Raw genomic sequence first — 26,397 nt, 5'->3', positions numbered from 1 at the left:
ACCTCCCCCTCCGCGGCGGCCGCCGGGCCTAGCGCGCCAGCAGGTACGAGCCCGCGCTCGCCATGCCGGCGCAGAGCAGCATGAGTACGACGCAGACGGTGTGCCGGACGAGCAGTTCGCGGCGCAGAGCGGCGTAGCGGGCCTCGTACTCCTCGCGCAGCTGTGCGGCTCGCTCGGTGACGGTCCGCAGCGCCTGGCGCGTCAGGCCCAGGCGCTGCTCGGTGTAATGGGCCGTCAGGTCCTCGGCCTGGGCCGTGGTGAGCCAGGGCAGGCGCGCGCAGAGGGCCGCGGCCTCGCGCCGCGCCTGCTCGCGCTCGGCCCGCACCAGGAGGTAGCCCTCGACCTCGCCGGCGAGCGCGGCGCCCTGGCGGTCCAGCGGTGCCGCGGGCCGGTCCGCGGCGGTCATGACCGGTCGCTCTCGTGTCCCGACGCGTCGAAGACGTCGCGCTGTCCGGTGTTCTCCTTCTGGTCCAGCCTGACCACCGCGGGGTGGTGCAGATCGAAGGCGGGGGATTCGGAGCGGATCTTCGGCAGGGTGACGAAGTTGTGGCGGGGCGGCGGGCACGAGGTCGCCCACTCCAGGGAGCGGCCGAATCCCCACGGGTCGTCGACCTCGACCCGCTCACCCTTCTTGGCCGTCTTCCAGACGTTGTAGAGGAAGGGCAGCGTGGAGAGGCCCAGCAGGAAGGCGCCGATGGAGGAGACGGTGTTGAGGGCGGTGAAGCCGTCGGCATCCAGGTAGTCGGCGTAGCGGCGGGGCATGCCTTCGGCGCCGAGCCAGTGCTGGACCAGGAAGGTGGTGTGGAAGCCGACGAACAGGGTCCAGAAGTGGATCTTCTCCAGGCGGGTGTCGAGCATGGTGCCGGTCATCTTCGGCCACCAGAAGCTGAAGCCGCCGAACATCGCGAAGACGATCGTGCCGAAGAGCACGTAGTGGAAGTGGGCGATGACGAAGTAGCTGTCGGTGACGTGGAAGTCCATGGGGGGCGAGGCGAGGATGACCCCGGTCAGGCCGCCGAAGAGGAAGGTGACGAGGAAGCCGACGGCCCACAGCATCGGCGGCTCGAAGGACAGCGACCCCTTCCACATCGTGCCGATCCAGTTGAAGAACTTCACGCCCGTGGGGACCGCGATGAGGAAGCTCATGAAGGAGAAGAACGGCAGCAGCACGGCGCCGGTGGCGAACATGTGGTGGGCCCACACCGTCACGGACAGGCCGGTGATCGCGATGGTGGCGCCGATCAGCCCCGTGTAGCCGAAGATCGGCTTCCGGGAGAAGACCGGGATGATCTCGGTGATCACTCCGAAGAACGGCAGCGCGAGGATGTACACCTCGGGGTGCCCGAAGAACCAGAACAGGTGCTGCCACAGGATCGCGCCCCCGTTCTCGGGGTTGAAGACCTGCGATCCGAAGCGCCGGTCGGCCTCCAGTACCAGCAGCGCCGCCGCCAGGACGGGGAAGGCGAACAGGACCAGGACCGAGGTGAGCAGCACGTTCCAGGTGAAGATCGGCATCCGGAACATGGTCATGCCGGGGGCGCGCATGCAGATGATGGTGGTGACGAAGTTGACCGCGCCGAGGATGGTGCCGAATCCGGAGAGCGCGAGGCCCATGATCCACAGGTCTCCGCCGACATAGCCGCTACGGACGGGACCGCTCAGCGGGGTGTACGCGGTCCAGCCGAAGTCGGCGGCGCCCTGGGGCGTGAGGAAGCTGCTGAGGACGATCAGGCCGCCGAAGAGGAACAGCCAGTAGGAGAGCATGTTCAGACGGGGGAAGGCGACGTCCGGGGAGCCGATCTGCAGCGGCATGACCGCGTTGGCGAAGCCGGCGAAGGTCGGGGTGGCGAACAGCAGCAGCATCAGGGTGCCGTGCATGGTGAACGCCTGGTTGTACTGCTCGTTGGAGAGGAGCTGCATGCCCGGACGGGCCAGCTCCGCGCGGATCACCATGGCCAGGGCCCCGGCGATCAGGAAGAACGCGAACGACGTGATCAGGTAGAGGTGGCCGATCTTCTTGTGATCGGTCGTGGTCACCCAGGAGACGATCACCTGTCCCCGGCTGCGACGCCCCTCGGTCGGGACCAAGGTGACCGGTTCTGTCTGCGCAGTCATCTACTTCCTCGCATCGGTAGCAAGTGCCGCATTCCGCCACCAAGCTCCCCTAAAAACCCTCCAAAGTGGTACACAACGCGCTGGCGGGCGCCCTGACAGCATGAAAAGACCCCGGCCGGACGGGGGAGGCCGCGGCCGGGGTCGTCCATGGAGGCCGGCGCCGGTGCGGCGCCGGTGCCGCCGGCGGATCACCGCCCTCCCCGCGGCCCACCCTCCCGCGCCGGCCCCGTGCTCTCCCGCTCGATGAGCCGCGGCAACGGCACCTGCACGGTCGCCGCCGGGCCGTCGTCGAGGAGGGCGAGCAGTTCGCGCGCCGCGGTGCGGCCGAACGCCACGGTGTCCCGGGAGAGGGCCGTCAGCCACGGGTGCACCATGCGGCACAGCGCCGAGTCCTCCCAGGCCACGACCGACACGTCGGCCGGCACGCCGAAGCCGAGGGACGACGCGGCGGCGACCCCGGCCACGGCCATCACGTCGTTGTCGTACACCAGGGCCGTCGGCGGTTCGGCGGACTCCAGGACACGCCGCGTCACGGCGGCGCCTTCCGCGTCGGAGTAGTCGGTCGGCACCGAACGCACGCCGGACATGCCCCGGCTCGCCGCCTCCGCGCGCAGGGTGCGCATACGGCGCTCCGTGTGCGCGAGCCCTTCGAGGCCCGCGATGTGCACGATGCGGCGGTGCCCGAGCGCGTACAGATGGCCCACGACCGACGCCATCGCCCCCGCGTCGTCCGCCCACACCGTGGACAGACCCGGCTGGCCCGCGTCCGGGTCGGGCACGCCGCCCGTCACCACCGCGGGCAGCCCCAGCTCGTCGAGGAGCGCCGGCCGGGGGTCGTCCGTGCGCGGGTCCACCACCAGGACGCCGTCCACCCGGTGCTCGGCCCACCAGCGGCGGTAGACCGCGCACTCGGCGGCCACGTCGTCCACCACCTGGAAGAGCAGCCCCAAGTGCCGCTCGGCCAGTACTTCCTGGACGCCGGAGATGAGCTGGAGGAAGAACGAGTCGACGCCCAGCGTCGCCGCGGGCCGCGCCACGACCAGGCCCACTGTCGCCGAGCCCTCGCCCGACAGAGCGCGCGCCGCCGTACTGGGCCGCCAGCCCAGCTGTTCCGCGACCCGGCGCACCCGGTCCCGGGTGATGTCGGAGACGCCGGGCCGGTCGTTGAGCGCGAAGGAGACGGCGCTCTCGGAGACCCCGGCGCGGCGCGCGATGTCCTTCATGGTCGGCCGGCGCGCCGGTGACCGCTTGCCTTGCACCCGTTGCCCCTTTCCTGGGCCTCCGTCAGCCTCCGTCAGTCTCCGTACTAAAGCGCTTGAGTGGCCCGACGTAAAGCGCTTGAGCGGAGCGACTCTAAAGCGCATTAGTCATCCGCCGCAAGCCTCTCAACTTGCCCTCCTGACCAGGGGTGTTGCTCGACGCGTCGACAGATTTTCGATTTCGGTCCCCCGAATCCATTGACTTCGCGCCACGGTTGGATGCAGGGTCTGCCTCGGCGTGGATCGTCCGGCTTCGACGGGCACAGTCACCGCCGTCTCGCGTTGGGCCGAGCAAAGGAGCCGTTTCACCGTGCGCATCTCCCGCATTCCCCTCTCCCGCATTCCCCGCAGAGCGGTCGCCGCAGGCGCCGTCCTCGCCGTCCTGCTGCCGCTGAGCGCCTGTGGCGACGGAGGTGACGGCGGCGGCTCCACGGACGCCTCGGGCAAGATCGAAGGCAAGATCACCTTCCAGACCTGGAATCTGAAGGCCAACTTCAAGCCCTACTTCGACGGCCTCGTCGCCGAGTTCGAGAAGAAGTACCCCGGCACCGACGTCAAGTGGGTCGACCAGCCCGGCGAGGGCTACGCCGACAAGATCAGCGCCGACGCCGCCGCGGGCACACTGCCCGACGTCGTGAACGTCTCGCCCGACCTGGTCGCCCCGCTCGCCAAGGCCGGTCTCGCGCTCGACCTCGACAAGGCGGCGGGCAAGTACGAGAAGGAGTACCTCGCCGGGGCCTGGCAGAGCCATCAGATACCGGGCAAGGAAGGGACGTACGCCTTCCCCTGGTACCTCAACACGGGGCCGCTCTTCTACAACAAGCGCCTCTTCAAGGACGCGGGTCTCGACGAGAACAAGCCTCCGAAGACCTACGACCAGCTCTTCGACCAGGCCCTCCAGCTGGCGAAGAAGAGCGACGGCAAGGTGGCCACGCTCGCCAACGTCCCCACCATCGAGGACTTCGGGCGCTACGGCGTGCCGCTGATGAACAAGGAGGGCACCGGCTTCACGTTCAACGACGCCAAGGGTGTCGAACTCCTCACCAAGTACAAGAAGTTGTACGACGCCAAGGCGCTGGACGGGCAGGCGCTGACCGCCACTCCGGAGTCGACCGGCAAGAAGTTCCTCACCGAGGCCGTCGCCATGAACCCGGGCAGCGCGCTCGACCTGGAGAAGTTCAAGAAGGACGCGCCGAAGCTCTACAAGAACATCGGCATCACCCCGCAGATCAGCAACACCGGCAAGGACAACATGTACGTGATGGGCGTGATGGTCAACGCCCGCACCAAGCAGACGCCGGCCGCCGTCGCCTTCGCGCACTTCGTCACCGACGCGCAACACCAGATGGAGTTCGCCAAGAAGGTCGCGATCTTCCCCAGCACGCAGGGCTCCCTCGACGACCCGTACTTCACCGAGCAGGACGGCAAGGAGGAGACGCGGGTCCGCGTCGAGGCCGCCAAGTCCATCAAGACCGCGGTGAACTACACGCCCGTGCTGTTCAGCGAGCAGATGAAGGTCGAGCTGCGCAACTCGGTCGCCAAGGCCCTGCAGGGCAAGGAGAGCCCCGAGGAAGGGCTTGACAACGCTGTCAAGAGCTGCGACCGGCTGTTGCGGCAGAGCTGAGCGCCGGCGCCGTGCCGAGCCATGACCAGGGAACGACGTCAGCCATGAAGTCCCGTACTGCCAGCATGAAGACCCGTACTGCCAGCAGGACCAGAATCAGGCGCCAACTGCCCACGAGCCCTTGGCTGTTCGCCGCTCCCGGGCTCGCGATCGTCGCCGTCTTCAGCCTCTATCCGTTCGTCAGCACGCTCAACAACTCCTTCACCGACAAAAGGACGTTGATACCCGGCGAGTACGTGGGCCTGGCCAACTTCCGTGAGCTGCTGCACGACGACATGTTCTGGATCGGCCTGCGCAACAGCACACTGTACGTCCTCGTGGTCGTCCCCGCGCTCGTACTGCTGCCCCTGCTGCTCGCCATGCTCGTCCAGAAGCACATCCCCGGCATCACCTTCTTCCGGTCCGCCTTCTACACCCCGGTGGTCGCCTCCATCGTCGTGGTCGGCCTGATCTGGGTGTGGATGCTGGACGAACGCGGCCTGATCAACGCCCTGTTGGAGGCGGTGGGCGTCGGCAAGGTCGGCTTCCTCAGCGACCAGTGGCTGCTGCTGTTCAGCGCCATGGCCGTCACGGTCTGGAAGGGCCTCGGCTACTACATGATCATTTACCTCGCGGCGCTCGCCAACGTGCCGCGCGAACTCCACGAGGCCGCGGCGGTCGACGGCGCGGGCCCGGTACGCCGCTTCTTCAGCGTCACCGTGCCCGCCGTGCGCTCCACCATGGTGCTCGTGGGCGCGCTCTCCTCGGTCGCCGCCTTCAAGGTGTTCTCCGAGGTGTATCTGATGGCCGGGCCCACCGGCGGCCCCGCGGGCGAGGACACCACGCTGGTGATGCTGGTGCAGCGCACGGGCACCGGCCTGACCGGACGGGTCGGCTACGCCTCGGCCATCTCGGTCGTCATCTTCGTCGTCACCGTCGTGCTCATGCTGCTCGTGCTGCGGGCGGACCGGAAGGAGGACGCGTGAGCGTCACCGAGAAGGCCCCCGCGGCGGCCACCGAGCGCGAGGCACCCCCGAGGCCGCGCCGCCGGATCACCGACGAGAACGGCCGCCGGATGGCCCTGTGGGAGATCATCCTCCGCTACGGGCTGCTGCTCGCCGTACTGGCGCTGATGATCGGCCCGTTCCTGTGGCAGCTCTCCACGTCCCTGAAGGGCCCGCACGAGGACATCTTCAGCTCACCCCCGAAGTTCCTGCCCTCCGACCCGACCTTCCACAACTACGAGCGGGTCGCCGACACCATCCCCGTCTGGGACTACGCCCTCAACTCCCTGAAGGTGGCGGCCGCCAACGTCGTCACCAACTGCGTGGGCGCCGCCCTCGCCGGCTACGCCCTGGCGCGCCTGCGCTACCGGGGCCGCAAGGCGGCCACCCTCGTCTTCATCCTGGCCATGCTGGTGCCCGTCGAAGGCATCATCATCGCCCAGTTCACGACCATGCGTGAGCTGGGCCTGAACAACACCCTCATCGGGGTGCTGCTGCCCGGCTGTGTCTCCGCGCTCAACGTCCTGCTGATGCGCAACGCCTTCCTCAACGTGCCCTACGAGATCGAGGAAGCCGCGTTCGTGGACGGCGCGAACGTCTGGCAGCGGTTCGTCAGGATCGCGCTGCCCGCCGTCAAGGGCACCCTCGCCGTCGTCGCGATCTTCGCCTTCATGGGCGCCTGGGACGACTTCCTGTGGCCGCTCATCGTGCTCAGCGACCCCGAGCGGTTCACCCTCACCATCGGCCTGAACTATCTGCACGGCACCTTCGCCAACGACGAACGCCTCGTCGCCGCGGGCACGGTCATCGCCGTGCTCCCGCTGATCGTCCTCTTCGCCTGTCTGCAGCGGTACTTCTTCCGCGGCGTCGGCGAAGGCGCGGTCAAGGGCTGAACGGCGCCACCTCGAACTTACGAAGAACCAGGACCCGCATTGCCTCTCGCAACCCCTTCGGGCGCCCCGCGCTTCGGCGCCAACTACACGCCCAGCCAAGGCTGGTTCCACCACTGGCTCGACTTCGACCTCGACGCCGTACGCACCGACCTCGACGCCATCGCCGCACTGGGCCTTGACCATGTGCGGGCCTTCCCGGTCTGGCCGTACTTCCAGCCCAACCGGACCCTCATCCGCCCCCGCGCCGTCGAGCAGCTGGTCCAGCTCGCCGACGCCGCCGCCGAGCGCGGCCTCGACATCAACGTCGACGGCCTCCAGGGCCATCTGTCCAGCTTCGACTTCCTGCCCGCCTGGACGCAGACCTGGCACCGGCGCAACATCTTCACCGACCCGGACGTCGTCGCCGGGCAGGCCGACTACCTCCGTACGCTGGCCGCCGCGCTCGCCGACCGGCCGAACTTCATCGGCATGACCATCGGCAACGAGATCAACCAGTTCTCGGCCGGTCCGCACCCCGACCCCGACCGCATCACCCCGGAGCAGGCCGACACCTGGCTGCGCACCGTCCTCGCCGCCTGCGAGGAGGGCGCCCCCGGCAGGCTGCACCTGCACGCCGAGTACGACGCCGCCTGGTACCAGGACGACCAGCCCTTCACCCCGGCGCAGGCCGCCCGGCTCGGCGGCGCGACCGCCGTGCACTCCTGGGTCTTCAACGGCACCGCCCAGCGCCACGGGCGCACCGGCACGGCCACCCGCACCCATGCCGCGTACATGATCGAGCTGTCCAAGGCGTGGGCGCTCGATCCGCGCCGCCCCGTCTGGCTCCAGGAGGTCGGCGCGCCCGCACCGCTGATCCCCGCGGAGCACGCGGCCGCGTTCACCGAGGCGACCATCGAGGCGGCGCTCGACTGCCAGGACGTGTGGGGCGTGACGTGGTGGTGCTCCCACGACGTGTCGCGGGGCCTCGCGGACTTCCCCGAACTGGAGTACAGCCTCGGCCTGTTGACCAACGACGGGCAGGTCAAGCCGGCGGGCGCGGCCATCGCGCGGATCGCCGAGGAGTGGCGTGGCCGTACGTACACGCCGGCGGCCCGGACCACGGCGGTGGTCGTGGACGACGCCATGGAGCGGCGCTCCGAGTGCGGCCCCGGGGGAGTGGTCTTCGAGGCGTTCGCTCGCCTCGCGGCGGATGGGGTGCGGCCCTCGGTGGTTCTTGCGGGGCGGGTGTCGGATGCCGGGTATCTCGCCGCGAGGGGCATCACGGAGGTCCTGAACCCGGAGGAGGTCCGCTAGGCCGGTACGACCACCGCAGATCGCGCTCCGCGCTCGTCCTCAAACGCCGGACGGGCTACACACCTTCAGCCTCGGGAGAATCCCATGCATGACGACCGCACCCTGGTCGAAGCCCGCCTCAAGCGCGTTCTGGACGAGCGCATCAGGCCCGCCGTCCACCCCACCTCCGTGCCGCTCGACGTCGCCGTGTGGAACGCGCCGGGCGAGCCCGTGCCGGTGGCCGAAGGGCTCGCCGCCGAGCCGTCGCCGACCGCTGTCGGGGAGCGGTGGGGCGCGCCCTGGGGGACCAGCTGGTTCCGCGTGACCGGGACGGTGCCGAAGGAGTGGGCGGGGAAGACCGTCGAGGCCATCCTCGACCTCGGCTTCGACGAGAACATGCCGGGCTTCCAGTGCGAGGGGCTCGTCTACCGCCCCGACGGCACCCCGGTGAAGGGCCTCAACCCCCGCAACCAGTGGGTGCGCGTCGCCGCGCCCGCCGAGGGCGGCGAAGAGGTGCGGCTGCACATCGAGGCCGCGTCCAACCCCGTCATCCTCGACTACCACCCCTTCCTGCCCACCCGGTTGGGCGACAAGGAGACCGCCGGCAGCGAGCCCCAGTACAAGCTGGAGCGCATGGACCTCGCCGTCTTCGACGAGACGGTGTGGCAGCTCGTCATCGACCTCGAAGTCCTCGGCGAGCTGATGGCGGAGCTGCCCGAGGACTCCGGGCGGCGCTACGACATCGTGCGCGCGGTCGGCCGCGCGCTGGACGCCGTCGACCTCCAGGACGTGAACGGCTCGGCCGCCACGGCCCGCGCCCTGCTCGAAGGCGTGCTCACCACCCCCGCCGAGCCCTCGGCGCACCGCATCAGCGCCGTCGGCCACGCCCACATCGACTCCGCCTGGCTGTGGCCGCTGCGCGAGACGGTGCGCAAGGTGGCGCGTACGACGTCGAACATGACCGCGCTCATCGAGGACGAGCCGGACTTCGTCTTCGCCATGTCCCAGGCGCAGCAGTGGGCCTGGATCAAGGAGCACCGGCCCGAGGTGTGGGCGAAGGTCAAGAAGGCGGTCGCCGACGGGCGGTTCGTGCCCGCGGGCGGCATGTGGGTCGAGTCGGACACGAACATGCCGGGCTCGGAGGCGATGGCCCGCCAGTTCGTGCACGGCAAGCGGTTCTTCCTCGACGAGTTCGGCATCGAGAACGACGAGGCGTGGCTGCCCGACACCTTCGGCTTCGCCGCGGGCCTTCCGCAGATCATCAAGGCGGCGGGCTCCAAGTGGCTGCTCACACAGAAGATTTCCTGGTCGCAGACCAACCGCTTCCCGCACCACACCTTCAACTGGGAGGGCATCGACGGGACCCGGATCTTCACGCACTTCCCGCCCGTCGACACCTACAACTGCTCGATGAAGGGCAGCGAGATAGCCCACGCGGCGAGGAACTTCAAGGACAAGGGCGTCGCCCGGCACTCCCTGGCGCCCACCGGCTGGGGCGACGGAGGCGGCGGCACCACCCGCGAGATGATCGCGAAGGCCGCGCGGATGCGGAACCTCGAAGGCTCGGCGACCGTTCGGTGGGAGACGCCGGAGCAGTTCTTCGAGAAGGCCGAGGCCGAGTATCCGAACGCCCCGGTCTGGGTCGGCGAGCTCTACCTAGAACTGCACCGCGCGACCCTCACCAGCCAGGCCGGCACCAAGCAGGGCAACCGCCGCAGCGAGCACCTGCTGCGCGAGGCCGAGCTGTGGGCGGCGACAGCCGCGGTCCGGTGCGCCGAATTCTCCTATCCTTACGAGCAGTTGGACCGCGTCTGGAAGACGGTGCTGCTCCACCAGTTCCACGACATCCTGCCCGGCTCGTCCATCGCCTGGGTGCACCGCGAGGCCCGCGCGACCTACGCGGCGCTCGCGCGGGAGCTGAACGGCATCATCGACGAGGCGCAGCGCGCGCTCGCCGGCGAGGGCGGCGCCGAGCTGGTCTTCAACTCCACGCCGCACACCCGTGACGGCGTGCCCGCGGGCGGCGCCCGGCCCGCGGCGATCGACGGGCAGTCGCTGATCGCCTCGCGTGCCGAGGGAGGCTTCGTCCTCGACAACGGCCTGCTGCGGGTCGAGATCGACGCGCGGGGCCTGGTCGTCTCCGCGTACGACCTGGTGGCCGACCGGGAGACCGTCGCGCCCGGCCAGGCGGCGAACCTGCCGCAGATCCACGCCGACTTCCCGAACATGTGGGACGCGTGGGACGTCGATGAGTTCTACCGCAACACCGTCACCGACCTCGTCGAGGTGGACGAGGTCGAGCCGGGGGAGGGCGCGTCGGTGCGGATCGTGCGCACCTTCGGCGAATCGCGGCTCACCCAGGTGCTCGCCCTGGCCCCCGGTGCCGGGCGCCTGGACATCGACACCGAGGTCGACTGGCACGAGACGGAGAAGTTCCTCAAGCTCGCCTTCCCGCTGGACATCCACGCGGAGCGGTACGCGTCGGAGACCCAGTTCGGCCACTTCTACCGTGCCACGCACACCAACACGAGCTGGGAGGCCGCCAAGTTCGAGGCGTGCAACCACCGCTTCGTGCACATGGAGGAGCCGGGCTGGGGCGTCGCCCTGGTCAACGACTCGACGTACGGCCACGACGTGACCCGCGCGGTCCGCGGCGAGGACGCGGGCACGACCACGACCGTGCGCGTCTCGCTGCTGCGCGCCCCGCGCTTCCCCGACCCCGAGACCGACCAGGGCGTGCACCGCTTCCGGCACGCGCTGGTGCCGGGCGCGACAATCGGCGACGCGGTGCGCGAGGGGTACCGCGTCAACCTGCCCGAGCGGCGTCTCGTCGGCGGCTCCGAGGTGGCGCCGCTGGTCACGGTCGACAATGACGCGGTGGTCGTCACGGCGGTCAAGCTCGCCGACGACGGCAGCGGTGACGTGGTCGTCCGCTTCCACGAGTCACGCGGCGGCCGCGCGAGGGCCACCCTGACGACGGGCTTCGATGCGGCGTCGGTCACGGTGACCGACCTCCTCGAACGCCCACTCGCGGACACCGCCGCCCCGCAGCTCACGGGCGACGCGGTCCCGGTGAGGCTGCGCCCGTTCGAGCTGGTGACGCTGCGGCTGACGCGGGGCTGACCCTCGCGCGGGGCGGCGATGACCGCCGCCCCGCGTGTGCCGGTCCCTCCTGGGCTGCCTTCCCCGGTGGACGTCACCGGTGGGCTTCACCGGTGCGGGTCAACCGCCTAACCATCCAACTGCGCCCGCAGCCACTCCTCCACCTCGCCCACATGTGCCGCAGCCGCGGCCCTCGCCGCCTCCGGGTCGCGGGCGACCAGGGCGCGGTGGATGCGGGCGTGTTCGCGGCGGGTGCGTTCAAAGGCGCCCTCCTCCTGGTAGCCGCGCCACACCCGGGCGCGGAACGTCCGTGAGGACAGGCCCTCCAGGATCGCGGCCATCGTGCCGTTGCCCGCCGCGAGGGCGATCGCGCGGTGGAACGCCAGATCGTGGGAGAGAATCTCCTCGGGATCGTCCGTGGCGTTCATCGCCTCCAAGTGCTTCTCCACATGGGCCAGTTGGTCTGCGGAGATACGGGCGGCGGCCAGCGCCGTCGCCGTCGACTCAAGGACCCGCCGTACTTCGAGCAGTTCCACCAGGCGCGGCCCGCGCGACAGGTCGGCCACCACTCCGAAGGTCTCCAGCAGATCACCGGCCTCCAACTGCGTGACGTAGATGCCCGATCCGTGCCGGGCCTCCAGTACGCCCATCACCGTGAGCGCCCGGATCGCCTCCCGCATGGAGCTGCGGGAGATGCCCAGCCGCACCGCCAAGTCCCGCTCCGTGGGCAGCCGTTGGCCCGGCTCCAGACGGCCGCCGCCGATCATCACCTTGATCTGCTCGATGGCCCGCTGCGTCACGGTGCCCTTCTGCGGGGCGGACTGGTCTGACTTGTCCACGTGACGCTCCTCCACTGGCCGGGTGCGGCGCAGTCTAGCCAGAGATGTGGTCCGACCACTACGGCCTGAAAGTGGGAAGAGTTGGCGTCGAGGGGTGTTGTGGGCGCCAAGTGGTCTGATAAATATTCGCGTCATCAGATGCTGGAATCCGCTCGATCCCGCTCGATCCCGCTCGATCCCGACCGATCCCGCTCGATGAGGAGCCGTCAGATGGCCGGCAGGACAGTGCGCGACAAGCCGAGCAGGCGGGGCAGTTCACGGGTGGTGCGCGCCGCGGCCGCGGCCGCCTGCGCGTGCCTCGTGCTCACGGCGTGCGGCAGTACGAAGGACACCGCGTCGCCCGGCGGCGAAGGCGGCGGCGAGGGCAAGGTAGGGGTGATCCTTCCCCTGCTGACCTCGCCGTTCTGGCAGTCGTACAACGACTACGTGCCGAAGATGGCGAAGTCGCAGGAAGTGGACGCGATGAAGACCGTCAACTCCAATAGCGACCCCTCGCAGCAGATCACCGACATCAACAACCAGCTGAACCAAGGAGTGAAAGGGCTCGTCGTGGCGCCGCTCGACAGCGCCGCCGTCTCCGCCGGACTCGACCAGGCCGAGCGCAAGGGCGTGCCCGTGGTCGCCGTCGACGTCGCGCCGGAGAAGGGCAAGGTCGCGATGGTGGTGCGGGCCGACAACGTCGCGTACGGCGAGAAGGCCTGCGACTACCTCGGCAAGCAGGTCAGGACCGGCAAGGTCGTGCAGATCATGGGCGACCTGGCGTCCGTCAACGGCCGCGACCGGTCCGAGGCGTTCCGCGACTGCGTGAAGGAGAAGTACCCCGAGCTGGAGGTCCTGGAGATCCCGGCCAAATGGGAGTCCGACACGGCCGCCTCCAAGCTGGACACGCTGCTCAACTCCAACCCCGACATCAAGGGAATCTATATGCAGGCGGGCGGCGTCTACCTCGCGCCGACCCTCCAGACCCTCAAGTCGAAGGGCATGCTGAAGAAGGCGGGGAAGAAGGGGCACATCACCGTCATCTCCAACGACGGCATCCCGCAGGAGTTCGACGCCATCCGCAAGGGCCAGATCGACGCGACCGTCTCGCAGCCCGCCGACGCCTACGCCAAGTACGGCATGTACTACATCAAGGCCGCGATGAACGGGAAGAAGTTCAAGCCCGGCCCGACCGACCACGGTTCCGAGATCGTGAAGCTGCCCAGCGGCATCCTGGAGGACCAGCTGCCCGCGCCCCTGGTCACCAAGGAGAACGTCGACGACTCCGAGCTGTGGGGCAACACGGTCCAATGAGTACGCCGATGACCGAGCCCCCCGCGGACGGCCGGGCCGCGACCGCGCTCGTCGAAGCCTCCGGCATAGCCAAGCGGTACGGGCCCACCGTCGCGCTGCGGGACGGCCGCCTGACCGTCCTGCCCGGTGAGTCCCACGCCCTCGTCGGCCGCAACGGCGCGGGCAAGTCCACCCTCGTCACCATCCTCACCGGGCTCCAGGCGCCGGACGCGGGCACCGTCCTCTTCGACGGCGAGCCCGCGCCCGCGCTCACCGACCGCGACGCCTGGCGACGCAGGGTGGCCTGCGTCTACCAGAAGCCGACGGTCGTGCCCGAACTGACCGTCGCCGAGAACCTCTTCATCAACCGGCAGCCCGCGGGCCGCGGCGGCTTCATCAGCTGGCGCAGACTGCGCGCCGAGGCCGCCGGACTCCTCGACACCTGGGACGTACGCGTCGACCCCGTCGCGCGCACCGCCGACCTCAAGGTCGAGGACCGTCAAATGGTCGAGATCGCCCGGGCGTTGAGCTTCGGAGCGCGCTTCATCGTCCTCGACGAGCCGACCGCGCAGCTCGACAACCGCGAGATCGAACGCCTCTTCACCCGTATGCGCGCCCTCCAGGAGTCCGGCGTCACCTTCCTGTTCATCTCGCACCACCTCCAGGAGGTGTACGAGGTGTGCCAGACCGTCACCGTGCTGCGCGACGCCCGCTGGATCACCAGCGCGCCCGTCGCCGAACTGCCGCGCACCGCGCTGGTGGCGGCCATGGCGGGCGAGGTCATCACCGATCAGGCGGAAGCCGAGGAGGCCGTCGCGCGCACCGAGGTCCCCGCCGACGCCCCCGTGACGCTCGACGTCAGGGGCCTGACCAGCGAGTCGTACGCCGACATCGACCTGACCGTCCGCAAGGGCGAGGTCGTCGGCCTCGCCGGATCGAGCGGCAGCGGCAAGGTCAGCCTCGCGGAGAGCTTCGCCGGACTGCACACGCCGACGGCGGGCACCGCCCGACTGGACGGCGAGCCACTGCCGTTCGGCGACGTGAGCGCGGCCCTGCGCGCCGGGGTCGGCTGCGTCCCGCGCGACCGGCACGGCCAGGGCCTCGTCTCCGGCATGTCCATCGGGGACAACGCCACGATGAGCGTCCTCGACCGGCTCGGGCGGTACGGATTCGTCACCGCCGAGCGCAAGCGCCGGTTCACCGACGACCTCATCCAGCGCCTCGACATCCACGCGGAGGGCCCCGACCAGCCGGTGTCCGACCTCTCCGGCGGCAACGCCCAGAAGGTCGTCATGGCCCGCGCCCTCGCCTCCAACCCGCGCCTGCTCGTCCTCATCAACCCCACCGCCGGCGTCGACGTGAAGTCCAAGGTGTCCCTGCTCGCCCGCGTGGACAACGCCCGCGAGGACGGCACGGCGGTGCTCGTGGTCTCCGACGAACTGGACGACCTGCGCCACTGCGACCGCGTCCTGGTCCTCTTCCACGGCCGGATCGTCGCGGAGCACGCGGCGGGCTGGCCCGACCACGCCCTGATCGCATCGATCGAGGGCGTGGACCAGCCGGGCCCCGTCAGGGGCGCGGGGGACTGCGCGACCAGCCACGACGCACCCGCGGCCGAAGAACAAGGAGACCACCATGGCTGACACCAAGGCCCCGGCCGCGATGGCCGCCACCCCGGCCGCGGGACGCCCCGCCCAGCTGCGCGCAGCGAAAAGCATCGCCCTGCGCCGGGCGCGCGAACTCGCCCTGGTGCCCGCACTGGTGCTGCTGACGCTGCTCGGCGCACTGCTCAACGACTCCTTCCTCACCGAGCGGAACCTCATCTCCATCCTCGGTGCGTCCGCCGCCCTCGCGATGGTCGTACTCGCCGAGTCGCTCGTCCTGATCACCGGCAAGTTCGACCTGTCCCTGGAGTCGGTCGTCGGCATCGCGCCCGCCCTCGGCGCGCTTCTCGTCCTGCCCGCCGCGCAGGCCGGGTTCGGCACGGGCATGCCCGCCGCCGTCGGGCTTCTCGCGATCCTCCTCGTCGGCGCGGCCATCGGCGCCTTCAACGGCGTACTCGTGGTGAAGCTGAAGCTCAACGCGTTCATCGTGACGCTCGCCATGCTGATCGTGCTGCGCGGACTGCTCGTCGGCGCCACCAAGGGCAAGACGCTCTTCGGCATGCCCGAGGCCTTCCACACGCTCGCCACGACCACCTTCCTCACCATGCCCCTGTCGGTGTGGCTCGCGGCGGCCGCCTTCGGCATCGCGGGCCTCGTCCTCAAGTACCACCGCGTGGGACGGGCCCTCTACGCGATCGGCGGCAACCCGGACGCGGCGCGCGCCGCGGGCATCCGCGTCGAGCGCGTCATGCTCGGCGTGTTCGTCGTCGCCGGAGCCCTCGCCGCTATCGGCGGGCTCATGCAGACCGGCTATGTCGGCGCCATCAACGCCAACCAGGGCCAGAACATGATCTTCACGGTCTTCGCCGCCGCCGTCATCGGAGGCATCAGCCTCGACGGCGGCAAGGGCACCATGTTCGGCGCCCTCACCGGCGTACTGCTGCTCGGCGTCGTACAGAACCTGCTCACCCTCGCCCAGGTGCCGTCCTTCTGGATCCAGGCCATCTACGGCGGAATCATCCTGGTCGCCCTGATGATCGCGCGCGCAACGACCGGCCGCGCACAGGACTGACCCCGTACCGGTCCACCGACCCCGTACCGGTCCGCGGCTTCCCGCACCTTTCCGGAAAGGCCTCCTGTGTCCCCGACTCCCGCCCGCGTCACCGCGGTCGACACCTACGACATACGGTTCCCGACCTCACGGGAGCTGGACGGGTCCGACGCGATGAACCCGGATCCCGACTACTCCGCCGCCTACGTGGTGCTGCGCACCGACGCGGGCGACGGCCTGGAGGGACACGGCTTCACCTTCACCATCGGCCGCGGCAACGAGGTGCAGGTCGCGGCGGTCCAGTCGCTGCGCCACCACGTGATCGGCCGTGAGGTCGACGAGCTGTGCGCCGACCCCGGCACCGTCAACCGCGATCTGATCGGCGACAGCCAGCTGCGCTGGCTCGGACCCGAGAAGGGCGTGATGCACATGGCGATCGGCGCGGTCGTCAACGCCGTCTGGGACCTCGCCGCCAAGCGGGCGCGCAAGCCGCTGTGGCAGCTCCTCGCCGACGCCACACCCGAGTGGCTCGTCTCCCAGGTCGACTTCCGCTACATCGCGGACACCCTCAGCCCCGAGGAGGCCCTTGAGCTGCTGCGGGCCGGGCGTAAGGGCGCTTCCGATCGTGAGGCAGTCCTCCGGGAGCGCGGCTTCCCCGGCTACACCACCTCGCCCGGCTGGCTGGGCTACAGCGACGAGAAGCTCACCCGCCTGGCCCGCCAGGCCGTCGACGAAGGCTTCACGCAGATCAAACTGAAGGTCGGCGCGGACCTCGCCGACGACATCCGCCGCTGCCGCACCGCCCGCGAGGCGATCGGCCCCGGCATCCGCATGGCGATCGACGCCAACCAGCGCTGGAACGTCGACGAGGCGGTGGAGTGGACACGCGCCCTCGCCGCGTTCGACCCTTACTGGGTGGAGGAGCCCACCAGCCCCGACGACGTCCTCGGCCACGCCGTGATCCGCGGGGCCGTCGCCCCGGTCAAGGTCGCCACCGGCGAACACGTCCAGAACCGCATCGTCTTCAAGCAGCTCCTCCAGGCGGGCGCCATCGACGTCCTCCAGATCGACGCGGCGCGCGTCGGCGGCGTCAACGAGAACCTCGCGATCCTCCTCCTCGCCGCCAGGTTCGGCGTCCCCGTCTGCCCGCACGCGGGCGGCGTGGGCCTGTGCGAGCTGGTCCAGCACCTGTCGATGTTCGACTACGTGGCGCTGTCGGGCACCACGGAGAACCGCGTCATCGAGTACGTCGACCACCTCCACGAGCACTTCATCGACCCCGTCGTGATGCGCGGGGGCCACTACACGGCCCCGACCGCGCCGGGCTTCTCGGCGACGATGCGGGCCGAGTCCGTCGCCGAGTTCACCTATCCGGGCGGCACGTTCTGGGCCGCCGACCTCGCTCAGGGCAAGGGAGCAGCGGCATGACCGACTTCGACGGGCTCAAGGCACTGATCACCGGCGGCGCGTCCGGTATCGGCCGCGCCACCGCCGACCTCCTCGCCGTCCGCGGCGCCGAGGTCGCCGTCCTCGACCTCGACCCGAGCGGTGTGGAGAAGCCGCTGCGCGCGTACGCCGGTGATGTCGCCGACGACGCATCCGTGCGGCAGGCGGTCGCCTCGGCCGCCGCCGACCTCGGCGGCCTCGACATCCTCGTCAACAACGCGGGCATCGGCGCCCAGGGCACCGTCGAGGACAACGATGACGCCCAGTGGCACACCGTCCTGGACGTCAACGTCCTCGGGATCGTCCGCACCACCCGCGCCGCCCTGCCCCACCTGCGTTCCTCCTCGCGGGCCGCCGTCGTCAACACCTGCTCCATCGCCGCGACCGCCGGCCTGCCGCAGCGCGCCCTGTACTCGGCGTCGAAGGGCGCCGTGCTCTCCCTGACTCTCGCGATGGCCGCCGACCACGTACGCGAAGGGATACGCGTCAACTGCGTCAACCCCGGCACCGTCGACACCCCGTGGGTCGGCCGCCTCCTGGACGCCGCGCCCGATCCGGCGGCCGAGCGGGCCGCGCTCCGGGCCCGCCAGCCCACCGGCCGCCTCGTCACGGCCGACGAGGTCGCGGGCGCCATCGCCTACCTGGCGAGCCCCCTGTCCGGCGCCACCACCGGCACCGCGCTCGCCGTCGACGGCGGCATGCAGGGCCTGCGCCCGCGGCCGGTGAACGGATGAACGCCCTGGCGCGGCGCCCACTGGGCACCGGCGGCGTCGAGGTGACCGAGCTGGCCTTCGGCGCCGCCGGCATCGGCAACCTCTACTCGCCGATCACCGACGCCCAGGCGGCCGCCGCACTCGACCACGCCTGGGACGCGGGCATCCGCTACTTCGACACCGCCCCGCACTACGGCCTCGGCCTCTCCGAGCGCAGGCTCGGCGAGGCGCTGCGCGGCCGCGACCGCTCCTCGTACGTGATCTCCACGAAGGTCGGGCGGCTCCTCGAACCGGTCGACGAGGTGCGCGGCGACGACCTCGCCGACGGCGGCTTCGCGGTGCCCGCGACACACCGCCGGGTCTGGGACTTCAGCGCGGACGGCGTGCGCCGCTCCATCGAGTCCAGCCTGACCCGCCTCGGCACCGACCGCGTCGACGTCGTCTTCCTCCACGACCCGGACAACCACGGCGAGGAGGCCTTCCGCGAGGGCTACCCGGCTCTGGAGAAGCTGCGCTCCGAAGGGGTAGTCGGCGCGATCGGCGCGGGCATGAACCAGACCGGGATGCTCACCCGCTTCGTCCGCGACACGGACGTCGACGCGGTGCTGTGCGCGGGCCGCTACACCCTCCTCGACCACGCGGCCCTCACCGGACTGCTGCCCGCGGCGAGCGAGCGGGGCGCGTCGATCGTCATCGGCGGCGTCTTCAACTCCGGGCTGCTCGCCGATCCGAAGCCGGGCGCGCGGTTCGACTACACCGAGGCGCCGCCCGGACTCCTGGGGCGTGCCCGCGCCCTGCGGGACCTCGCCGAACGGCACGGCACCACCCTGCGGGCCGCCGCGCTCGCCTTCCCCTTCGGGCATCCGGCCGTCGCCAGCGTCCTGGTCGGCATCCACGCTCCGGAACAGGTCACGGACGCCGCCGGGCAGTTCGCGGCCGACGTGCCGGCCGACTTCTGGCGGGAGGCCCGCGCGGAGGGGCTGCTGCCGTCCGAAGTGCCCGTACCGTCCGACGTAGGAGAAGGGGGCCGCCCATGAGAATCGCCCTGCACACCAAGGTCCGCGTCGGCCGCGTCGAGGCGTACGACGCCGCCCACGGCGAGGTACCCGCCGAACCCACCGTCGTGCACGACTACTCCGCCGAGGGCACGGAGGCCGGGCCGCCCGTCGTATGGGGGCTGCCGTGAGCGGCGGCGCCCGCCCGGTGGGACCCGTGGTCGACGCCCACCACCACGTGTGGGACCTCTCCGTCCGCGACCAGGAGTGGATCACCGGCGACGCCCTCGCGCCGATCCGCAGGAACTTCTCCCTGGCCGACCTCGCGTCCGAGGCCCGCGCGGCGGGGGTCGGCGCCACGGTCCTCGTCCAGACGGTGACCGTCCCGCAGGAGACCCCGGAGTTCCTCGCCCTCGCGGCGGACAGCCACCTCGTCGCCGGCGTCGTCGGCTGGACGGACCTGACCCGCCCCGACGTGGCCGACACCCTCGCCTCCCTCCGTGAACTCCCGGGCGGGGAGCGACTGGTGGGCATCCGTCATCAGGTGCAGAGCGAGCCGGACCCCGAGTGGCTGCTGCGCGCGGACGTCCGCAGGGGACTGGCCGCCCTCGCCGACGCGGGGCTCGCGTACGACCTCGTCGTACAGCCCCATCAGCTCCCCGCCTGCGCCAAGGCGGCGGCGGCCCTCCCCGGACTCATCCTGGTCCTCGACCACTTGGGCAAGCCGCCCATCGCCTCAGGGGCCCTCGAACCCTGGGCCTCGGCGGTCCGCGCGCTCGCCGCGCGCCCCAACACCGTGTGCAAACTTTCCGGCATGGTCACCGAGGCCGATCACCGGACGTGGACGGTGGACGACCTGCGGCCCTACGCGGACACCGTCCTGCACGCCTTCGGTCCCGGGCGGCTGATGTTCGGCTCCGACTGGCCCGTCAGTACCCTCGCGGCTTCGTACGTCGAAGTCCTCGACGCCGCACGGCTGCTGACGTCCTCGCTCGACACCCATGAGCGCGGCGAGGTCTTCGGCGGGACGGCGCGCCGCGTCTACCGCTTCTGAGCGGGCGTGGCGAGCCGCGTCGGCGCCAGGAACTCACGGACGAACGTGCGCTCCCAGCAGGCGCCCGTCTCGCGCAGCTCGCGCCAGCTCGTGAACCGGTAGCGGTACAGCCGGGCGCGGATGTACGTGGGCGGGGCGTCGGGCGGGAACGGGGAGCGGCGCAGCAGCCGCAGCGTGTCGCGGTCGCCGTCCAGCAGCCGCTCCACCAGCGGGCCGAACCACGAGCGGGCGTAGGCGGGGGAGAGCCCCGCGAACCACATCATCCAGTCCAGCCGCAGATGGTACGGGGCGAACTGACGCGGCCAGCGGCGTACGTCGCCGGGCTTGCCCTTGAACTCGTAGGCGAGCCACTCCGAGTCCTCGCGCGGCACCGGAGCCGTCGTGCCCTCCACGACGACCTCCTGACGGACGCGGCTGACGCTGCCGAACGCGCCGTAGGAGTTGACGAGGTGCAGCGGGTCGAAGGAGGTGTTCATGACCTGCCGCCGGGACAGGAGGTTGCGGACCGGGCGGTAACTCAGCGCGAGCAGCAGCGCGGTGACGCCGATGACCACCACCTCGTACCAGAGCGGGGTCCGCGGGTACGGCGACGGGGCGCGCAGGCCGGAGAAGTCCACGGCGGACACCGCGACGACGATGGTGATCCAGTTCAGCCAGGCGAAATTGCCGGACAGGACGAGCCACAACTGGGTGACGATCATCAGGCAGGCCGCGCCCGTCGCCACCGGCTGCGGCGTGAACAGCAGGAACGGCACGGCGAGTTGGGTGACGTGGTTGGCCGCGACCTCCACCCGGTGCACGGGCCGGGGCAGGTGGTGGAAGAACCAGCTCAGCGGCCCCGGCATCGGCTGCGTCTCGTGGTGGAAGTCCAGACAGGTGAGCTTGCGCCAGCACGCGTCGCCGCGCATCTTGATCAGCCCGGCGCCGAACTCCACGCGGAACAGCACCCAGCGCAGCAGGAGGAGCACGAGGACGGGCGGCGCGACGTGGTCGTTGCCGAGGAAGACCGCGAGGAAGCCCACCTCCAGGAGCAGCGACTCCCAGCCGAAGCCGTACCACGTCTGCCCCACGTTCACGATGGAGAGATAGAGCGCCCACGGGACCAGCCACAGCAGCATCGCGCCCCACAGCGGAAGCAGGCTGTCGGCGCCCGCGAGCAGTGCCACCGCGACCGCGCAGCCCGCCCACGCGCAGAGCGCGAAGAACCGGTCCGAGTAGCGGAGCTGGAACAGGCTCGGCGCCCGCCGGAACGGCACCCGCTCCACGTACCTCGCCACCGGCAGCATCCCGCGCTCCCCGATGAGCGCCCGGAACTGCAGGGCCGCGCCCAGGAACGCCACCAGATAGAGCGCGGCCAGGGCCCGCTGGAAGATCAGCCGGCTCAATCCGTACGCGTCCGCCGTGAACCACTCCATGCGTCCATTGTGACGCTGGGTGAGCCGCTTCGGCTTGCGAGGCGCCCGGAGCCCCCGCGGACAATGACGGGGCCCCCGTGGAACAGAGCGGGGCACATGGCCCGGCAACGGCGGGAGAACCCGTGCGCGCACCCACCAGGACCCACGCGATGACCTTCGCGATATCCGCGGCCCTCGCGGTCGCGGGCTGCTCCGGCGACGGCGGGAAGAACTCCGCCGACGGCGGCCGCGAACTGTTCATGCAGCCCGTCGCCGCGCAGGGCCCCGATCCGTTCACCGACTCCACCGCGAAGAGCGCCGCGAGTCCACCGCCCGTCACCCGTTCGCCGCAACCCTCGCCCACGGGGTCCGCGACCCCGCAGGGGACCCGTTCCGTCTCGGGCGGTACGCCGGGCCTGTACGGCGGCACGCACTCCGTCGGCAGCTGTGACGTCGACCAGCAGGTGCGCTACCTGACCGGCGACCAGGCCAAGGCCCGTGCCTTCGCGCGGTTGTCCGGCATCGACCAGGCGGCGATCGGCGGCTTTCTGCGCGGCCTGACGCCCGTCGTGCTGCGGGCCGACACCCGCGTGACCAACCACGGATTCCGCGGCGACTCCGCGACGAGCTTCCAGTCCGTCCTCCAGGCGGGCACGGCCGTCCTCGTCGACGAGCGGGGGCTGCCGCGGGTGCGCTGCGCGTGCGGCAACCCGCTGAAGCCACCCGTCGCCCTCAAGGGCTCGCCCCGCCACAACGGGCGCCCCTGGAGCGGCTACCGGCCGACGCGCGTGGTCGTGGTGACGCCGGCGCCGCGGCCGATCACGAACATCACCATCGTGAACATCGTCAACAACACCTGGATCGAGCGGAAGATCGGTGACAAGGACGGCGACCATGACCGCGTCACCAAGCCGCCGGTGCCGCCGACCCCGCCTCCGCCCCCGACGCCCAGCGACCCCGACGAGTCCACTGACGAGAGCGACACCCCGGGACCCACGGAATCCGACCAGGACCAGGACCAGGACCGGGATCGGGACCGCAGCCAGGACCCCGACGAGGACCAGGACCCCGGCCGGAGTCAGGACCCCTCCCGCGAGGATGTCGTCCCCAACGACCCCGGCACGGCCTCGACCGACTGCCCGAGCCCGTCGGAGGGGGCGGGTACTCCCGACGAGCCGTCGTCGCCGCTCCCGCCCGGCTGCCCCTCGCCCCCGACGCAGGAGGAGCCGACGGAGCCGACGGAGCCGACGGAGCCGACGGAGCCCGACGATCCGTATCTGTCCGAGAACCCCTTCTCCGACAGCGATCCGGGCACCTTCGACAGCTGATCCGGCCCGGCGACGCGCCCGTCCCGGCGGCCGACCGAGGCCTGCGAATCAGTCACACGCCACTCGGCGGAGCCACGCTGATCGGGCCAATCGTTCCCCGGCCCTCGTGTCGCTGGCGTCCCAGGCGTCACCTCCGTCCACTCAATGTGCTTCGAAACTGCGTGCTGAAAAGCCGTTGTTTCACTCCTCAGGCAATTGAGCAATGGTTTTCCCTGGATGTGGAATGTCGGCTTCCGGTTGTCTGATGCGTGGCGCATTCACGACGGTAATAGGAAGGCATTGAGTCAAATACCGCTGGTGGTTGATTTTCATATATGGCAGAGTCTTCGCTCGGGTGGCAGGTCAAGTCAGGGGAATTGATCCAGCTGGTCGTCCGGCCGGTCAAGGATCAGCCGTCAGGTGCGGGGGAGAAGTCGGCTCATGAACTTGGTGGAACGTGGTGAAGCATTCTCGATCATGGAAAGCATGCTCGGCTCGTGCGCGGGCGGGCATGGCGGAGTCCTTCTGGTAAGCGGCCCGGTGGCCAGCGGCAAGACCGCGCTCCTGCGCGCTTTCGGTGAGCGCGCGACAGCCGCCGGAGCCCTGTATCTCCAGGCCACGGCTTCACAGGCAGAGAGCGACCTGCCCCTTGGCGTCATGGGGCAGCTGCTGCTCGGTGCCGGACTCGTGGGCGCGGACGCCCGGCGCGCGGCCCGGCTCCTGGGCCTTGTCGCGGGCGCGGCGCAGCCGCACCGCACCGCGTGCGCACCCGCCGCGGCGATGAACGAGATTCCCGAGCTCTGCGGGATTGTCCTCGAAAAGGCCAGGGAAACCACAGTGGTGCTCGGCATAGACGATGTGCATCACGCCGACAGTCAGTCCTTGGAATGCCTGCTGTATCTGGCGCGTCGCATCGACGTCAGTCGCGTTCTGGTCGTCCTGGGAGAGAACAGCGGTTTCCTGGCCGGGAATACGGGATTGCGCGTTGATTTGCTGCGCCTCTCCGGATGCCGCAATATCAGGCTCGGACCCCTCCAGCGGCAAGGAGTGGCCGAAATGATCTCAAGGTCCGGCGGACCCGGGTGGCGGACGCGCAAGCTCGTCACGCAACTGCACCAGATGGGTGGCGGCAGCCCGCTGCTGACCCGGGCACTGATCGAGGACCACCGCTCCTCGGGCGCCGGGCCGGGCGGCGATCTCGTGTCCGGCGAGGCCTTCGTGCAGGCCGTCGCCACCGCCCTGTACCGCAGCGACCCCGCCACGCGGCGCACCGCCTGGGCGCTCGCCGTGGCCGGTCCCGACGTGTCGCTGGCCGAACTGGTGGAGGTCCTCGGCGGCAGCCGGGAGTCCCTCCACCGCAGTCTGCGCGCGCTGAACGACGCGGGCCTGCTCGACGCCGGCTGGTTCCGCCACGAGGCCGGACGCACCGCGGCGCTCAGAAGCATGGAACCCGCGGACCGCACCCGCCTGGAGGCCCGCTTCGCCCAGGTCCTGCACGAGCACGGAGCGGCCGCCACCGTCGTCGTCCAGCATCTGATGGCGGCGGGGAGAGTCGAGGCGCCCTGGGCGGTGCGCACCCTCATCGAGGCCGCCGGGCGGGCCCTCGCCGACGACGAGGTCGACCTGGCCCTCACCTGTCTGCGGGTCGCCCGCGACTCCGGCACCGACGCGCGCCAGGCCGTGGAGATCAAGGCGGCGCTCACCCGGACCGGCTGGCGCGTCAACCCGGCAGGCGTCACTCAGCACCTGCCCGAACTCACCGAGGCCGCGCTGGACGGCCGCCTCGGCCCCGGCGACGCGGACGAACTCGTCGCCCACCTCCTCTGGTTCGGCCAGGTCGAGCGGGCCCTCGATGTGCTCCGGGCCACCGAACAGCGCGGCACCGAGCCCTTCGCGCACCCCGGGCCCGGCACGTCCCACCGGCACGACTGCCCGCGCCGCTGGATGACGTACGCCTATCCGGGGCTCCCCGCCTCCGCCCGCGCCTGCCTCGGCGACGGCCCGCGGCACGAGACGCGGCACGAGACGCCGGACGAGACGGCGGAACACGCCGCTCCCAAACACGCGCGCTCCCGGGCGCGCGGCCCCCACCAGCGGGCGGCGACCCTGATGAAGGCCCTCCTCGACGGGGCGGACGGCGAAGCGGTCGTCCGGGCCGAGCAGATCCTGCAGAGCACCCGCCTCGACGACAACACCCTCACAGCGCTCCTGGTCGCGCTCAACTCCCTGGTCCTCGCCGACCGCCACGACACGGCGGCCTTCTGGTGCGACACCCTCCTCAAGGAGGCCGCCGAGCGGCGCGCCCCCATGTGGCAGGCGCTGCTCGCCTCGGCCAAGGCCCGCATCGAGCTGCGCACGGGCGCGCTCGCCGCCGCCGAGGAGTCGGCGCGCTCGGCGCTCACCCTGGTCCCCGCGGACGGCTGGGGCGTCGCCGTCGCCTCGCCCGTCGCCACCGCGGTGTACGCGAGGACCGCCATGGGCCGTCTCGACGAGGCCGCCGCCCACCTGAACGTCCCCGTTCCCGACCCGGCGTTCCAGACGCCCGACGGGCTGCTCTACCTCCGGGCCCGCGGCCACTACTACCTCGCCGCCGGGCGCCCCTATGCCGCGCTCGACGACTTCCTCACCTGCGGGGACCTCATGACACGCTGGGAGTTCGACCTGCCCGCGCTCGTGCCCTGGCGCACCGACGCCGCCGAGGCCCACCTCTCGCTGGGCGAGAACGACCGCGCCCGGGCCCTGGCCGAGGAGCAACTGACCCTGGTGGGGCGGAGGAACGGCTGGGCGCGCGCCGCCTCCCTGCGGGTCCTCGCGAACACGCTGAACGCCGCGCACCGGCCGCCGCTGCTCGGCGAGGCCATCGAGATCCTGCGGGAGCGCGGACACCGGCTCGAACTGGTCGGCGCCACCGACGAGTTGGCGCGGACCCACCGCGAGCTCGGCAAGAGCGGCCAGGCACGCGCCCTCGCCCGCAGGGCACAGCAACTGGCCGCGGAGTGCGGCATGCCCGTACCCCGGGCGCGGACCGCCGACGCCGACGGCACGCGCCCCGCCGAACAGCCGTGGTCGTCCGGGAACCGCCGACATCCCGACGAACTGAGCAACGCCGAGTTGCGCGTGGCCACGCTCGCCGTGCGGGGCCACACCAACCGCCAGATCGCCGACAAGCTCTGCATCACGGTCAGCACCGTCGAACAGCACCTGACCCGCGCGTACCGCAAGCTCGCCGTCCAGCGGCGCGCCGACCTCGCGGCGAAGCTCAGCCCCTTCGCGGGCCCCGGCGGCCACGAGGGGAACGCGACGCACGACGCCTGCGACCGGCTGCACGTGGGATAGACGGTGGAGGAGCACGGTTGTCTTTTCTACGCGGCGGACGGTCACACGGCGGTCCGAAGATCTGTGACCGACGCACAGGAAGACGCACAGGTACCCTGCTGGCCTGTGACCTGTGACCTGTACGTGACGCGGGTTCGG

Annotated in this window: 20 protein-coding genes and 1 pseudogene; 16 read left to right on the top strand and 5 right to left on the bottom strand. The window is 70.8% G+C overall.

The features are described from left to right. Positions 1 to 28: 28 nt before the first annotated feature. The 3 genes from ACWDZ7_RS02840 to ACWDZ7_RS02830 all read right to left on the bottom strand — a co-directional run bounded on the left by ACWDZ7_RS02840 (position 29) and on the right by ACWDZ7_RS02830 (position 3,374). The gene (locus tag ACWDZ7_RS02840) at positions 29 to 406 is read right to left on the bottom strand and encodes a hypothetical protein (protein ID WP_451794255.1); all 378 of its coding nucleotides are present in this window, start codon (positions 404 to 406) and stop codon (positions 29 to 31) included. After that, complete coding sequence (ctaD, locus tag ACWDZ7_RS02835) at positions 403 to 2,115, bottom strand: aa3-type cytochrome oxidase subunit I (protein ID WP_451794253.1); 1,713 nt, start codon at positions 2,113 to 2,115, stop codon at positions 403 to 405. The genes ACWDZ7_RS02840 and ctaD overlap by 4 nt, the downstream gene beginning before the upstream one ends. Before the next feature lie 188 nt (positions 2,116 to 2,303). Next, positions 2,304 to 3,374, bottom strand: coding sequence for a LacI family DNA-binding transcriptional regulator (locus ACWDZ7_RS02830; protein ID WP_451794252.1), 1,071 nt, complete (start codon positions 3,372 to 3,374; stop codon positions 2,304 to 2,306). Positions 3,375 to 3,684: 310 nt separating this feature from the next. Here ACWDZ7_RS02830 and ACWDZ7_RS02825 point away from each other — a divergent pair, with 310 nt between their 5' ends. From ACWDZ7_RS02825 to ACWDZ7_RS02805, 5 genes are all read left to right on the top strand, one after another. After that, positions 3,685 to 4,998 carry an extracellular solute-binding protein gene (locus ACWDZ7_RS02825; protein WP_451794251.1) on the top strand — a complete coding sequence of 438 codons (1,314 nt, stop codon included), beginning with the start codon at positions 3,685 to 3,687 and terminating at the stop codon, positions 4,996 to 4,998. A 65-nt stretch (positions 4,999 to 5,063) separates the two neighbouring features. Then, complete coding sequence (locus ACWDZ7_RS02820; RefSeq protein WP_451794250.1) at positions 5,064 to 5,963, top strand: carbohydrate ABC transporter permease; 900 nt, start codon at positions 5,064 to 5,066, stop codon at positions 5,961 to 5,963. Further along, complete coding sequence (locus tag ACWDZ7_RS02815; protein WP_451794249.1) at positions 5,960 to 6,874, top strand: carbohydrate ABC transporter permease; 915 nt, start codon at positions 5,960 to 5,962, stop codon at positions 6,872 to 6,874. Before ACWDZ7_RS02820 ends, ACWDZ7_RS02815 begins: the two co-directional genes overlap by 4 nt. Positions 6,875 to 6,913: 39 nt before the next feature. Continuing rightward, the gene (locus ACWDZ7_RS02810; RefSeq protein WP_451794248.1) at positions 6,914 to 8,167 is read left to right on the top strand and encodes a glycoside hydrolase 5 family protein; all 1,254 of its coding nucleotides are present in this window, start codon (positions 6,914 to 6,916) and stop codon (positions 8,165 to 8,167) included. 84 nt (positions 8,168 to 8,251) lie between these two features. Next, positions 8,252 to 11,269, top strand: coding sequence for an alpha-mannosidase (locus tag ACWDZ7_RS02805; RefSeq protein WP_451794247.1), 3,018 nt, complete (start codon positions 8,252 to 8,254; stop codon positions 11,267 to 11,269). Between the two features lie 107 nt (positions 11,270 to 11,376). Here ACWDZ7_RS02805 and ACWDZ7_RS02800 read toward each other — a convergent pair whose 3' ends face one another. Beyond that, positions 11,377 to 12,087 (bottom strand): FadR/GntR family transcriptional regulator, encoded by a 711-nt coding sequence (locus ACWDZ7_RS02800; protein ID WP_451794246.1) that lies wholly within the window; start codon positions 12,085 to 12,087, stop codon positions 11,377 to 11,379. Positions 12,088 to 12,297: 210 nt separating this feature from the next. Here ACWDZ7_RS02800 and ACWDZ7_RS02795 point away from each other — a divergent pair, with 210 nt between their 5' ends. The 8 genes from ACWDZ7_RS02795 to ACWDZ7_RS02760 all read left to right on the top strand — a co-directional run bounded on the left by ACWDZ7_RS02795 (position 12,298) and on the right by ACWDZ7_RS02760 (position 20,222). Beyond that, complete coding sequence (locus tag ACWDZ7_RS02795; RefSeq protein WP_451794244.1) at positions 12,298 to 13,380, top strand: sugar ABC transporter substrate-binding protein; 1,083 nt, start codon at positions 12,298 to 12,300, stop codon at positions 13,378 to 13,380. 8 nt (positions 13,381 to 13,388) lie between these two features. Next, entirely contained in the window at positions 13,389 to 15,002 is a 1,614-nt protein-coding gene (locus ACWDZ7_RS02790) for a sugar ABC transporter ATP-binding protein (protein WP_451794243.1), read from the top strand. After that, positions 14,995 to 16,035, top strand: a complete 1,041-nt coding sequence (locus ACWDZ7_RS02785) for an ABC transporter permease (protein WP_451794242.1) — start codon at positions 14,995 to 14,997, stop codon at positions 16,033 to 16,035. The genes ACWDZ7_RS02790 and ACWDZ7_RS02785 overlap by 8 nt, the downstream gene beginning before the upstream one ends. A 66-nt stretch (positions 16,036 to 16,101) precedes the next feature. Further along, the gene (locus tag ACWDZ7_RS02780; protein ID WP_451794241.1) at positions 16,102 to 17,442 is read left to right on the top strand and encodes an L-fuconate dehydratase; all 1,341 of its coding nucleotides are present in this window, start codon (positions 16,102 to 16,104) and stop codon (positions 17,440 to 17,442) included. Next, positions 17,439 to 18,194, top strand: coding sequence for an SDR family NAD(P)-dependent oxidoreductase (locus ACWDZ7_RS02775; protein ID WP_451794239.1), 756 nt, complete (start codon positions 17,439 to 17,441; stop codon positions 18,192 to 18,194). The genes ACWDZ7_RS02780 and ACWDZ7_RS02775 overlap by 4 nt, the downstream gene beginning before the upstream one ends. Beyond that, entirely contained in the window at positions 18,191 to 19,210 is a 1,020-nt protein-coding gene (locus tag ACWDZ7_RS02770) for an aldo/keto reductase (protein ID WP_451794238.1), read from the top strand. Before ACWDZ7_RS02775 ends, ACWDZ7_RS02770 begins: the two co-directional genes overlap by 4 nt. Next, the gene (locus ACWDZ7_RS02765) at positions 19,207 to 19,359 is read left to right on the top strand and encodes a hypothetical protein (RefSeq protein WP_451794236.1); all 153 of its coding nucleotides are present in this window, start codon (positions 19,207 to 19,209) and stop codon (positions 19,357 to 19,359) included. Before ACWDZ7_RS02770 ends, ACWDZ7_RS02765 begins: the two co-directional genes overlap by 4 nt. Continuing rightward, on the top strand, positions 19,344 to 20,222 hold the full coding sequence (locus ACWDZ7_RS02760; RefSeq protein ID WP_451794235.1) for an amidohydrolase family protein: 879 nt from the start codon (positions 19,344 to 19,346) through the stop codon (positions 20,220 to 20,222). The genes ACWDZ7_RS02765 and ACWDZ7_RS02760 overlap by 16 nt, the downstream gene beginning before the upstream one ends. Here the strand turns inward: ACWDZ7_RS02760 and ACWDZ7_RS02755 are convergent. Beyond that, the gene (locus ACWDZ7_RS02755) at positions 20,210 to 21,637 is read right to left on the bottom strand and encodes a lipase maturation factor family protein (RefSeq protein WP_451794234.1); all 1,428 of its coding nucleotides are present in this window, start codon (positions 21,635 to 21,637) and stop codon (positions 20,210 to 20,212) included. The genes ACWDZ7_RS02760 and ACWDZ7_RS02755 overlap by 13 nt on opposite strands. 122 nt (positions 21,638 to 21,759) lie before the next feature. Here ACWDZ7_RS02755 and ACWDZ7_RS02750 point away from each other — a divergent pair, with 122 nt between their 5' ends. The 3 genes and pseudogenes from ACWDZ7_RS02750 to ACWDZ7_RS02740 all read left to right on the top strand — a co-directional run bounded on the left by ACWDZ7_RS02750 (position 21,760) and on the right by ACWDZ7_RS02740 (position 26,259). After that, the gene (locus tag ACWDZ7_RS02750; RefSeq protein WP_451794232.1) at positions 21,760 to 22,944 is read left to right on the top strand and encodes a DUF6777 domain-containing protein; all 1,185 of its coding nucleotides are present in this window, start codon (positions 21,760 to 21,762) and stop codon (positions 22,942 to 22,944) included. A 420-nt stretch (positions 22,945 to 23,364) separates the two neighbouring features. Beyond that, a pseudogene (locus tag ACWDZ7_RS02745) lies at positions 23,365 to 23,802 on the top strand (ATP-binding protein); the annotation flags it as partial. Positions 23,803 to 23,979: 177 nt separating this feature from the next. Next, a complete protein-coding gene (locus ACWDZ7_RS02740; protein ID WP_451794753.1) occupies positions 23,980 to 26,259 on the top strand; it encodes a LuxR C-terminal-related transcriptional regulator in 2,280 nt (759 codons plus the stop codon). The last annotated feature ends 138 nt before the right edge of the window (positions 26,260 to 26,397 follow it).

It is taken from the genome of Streptomyces sp. NPDC003032, assembly GCF_053591415.1.
Note: the sequence above shows the minus strand (reverse complement) of the source record. Positions and strands in the feature narration are given on the sequence as shown.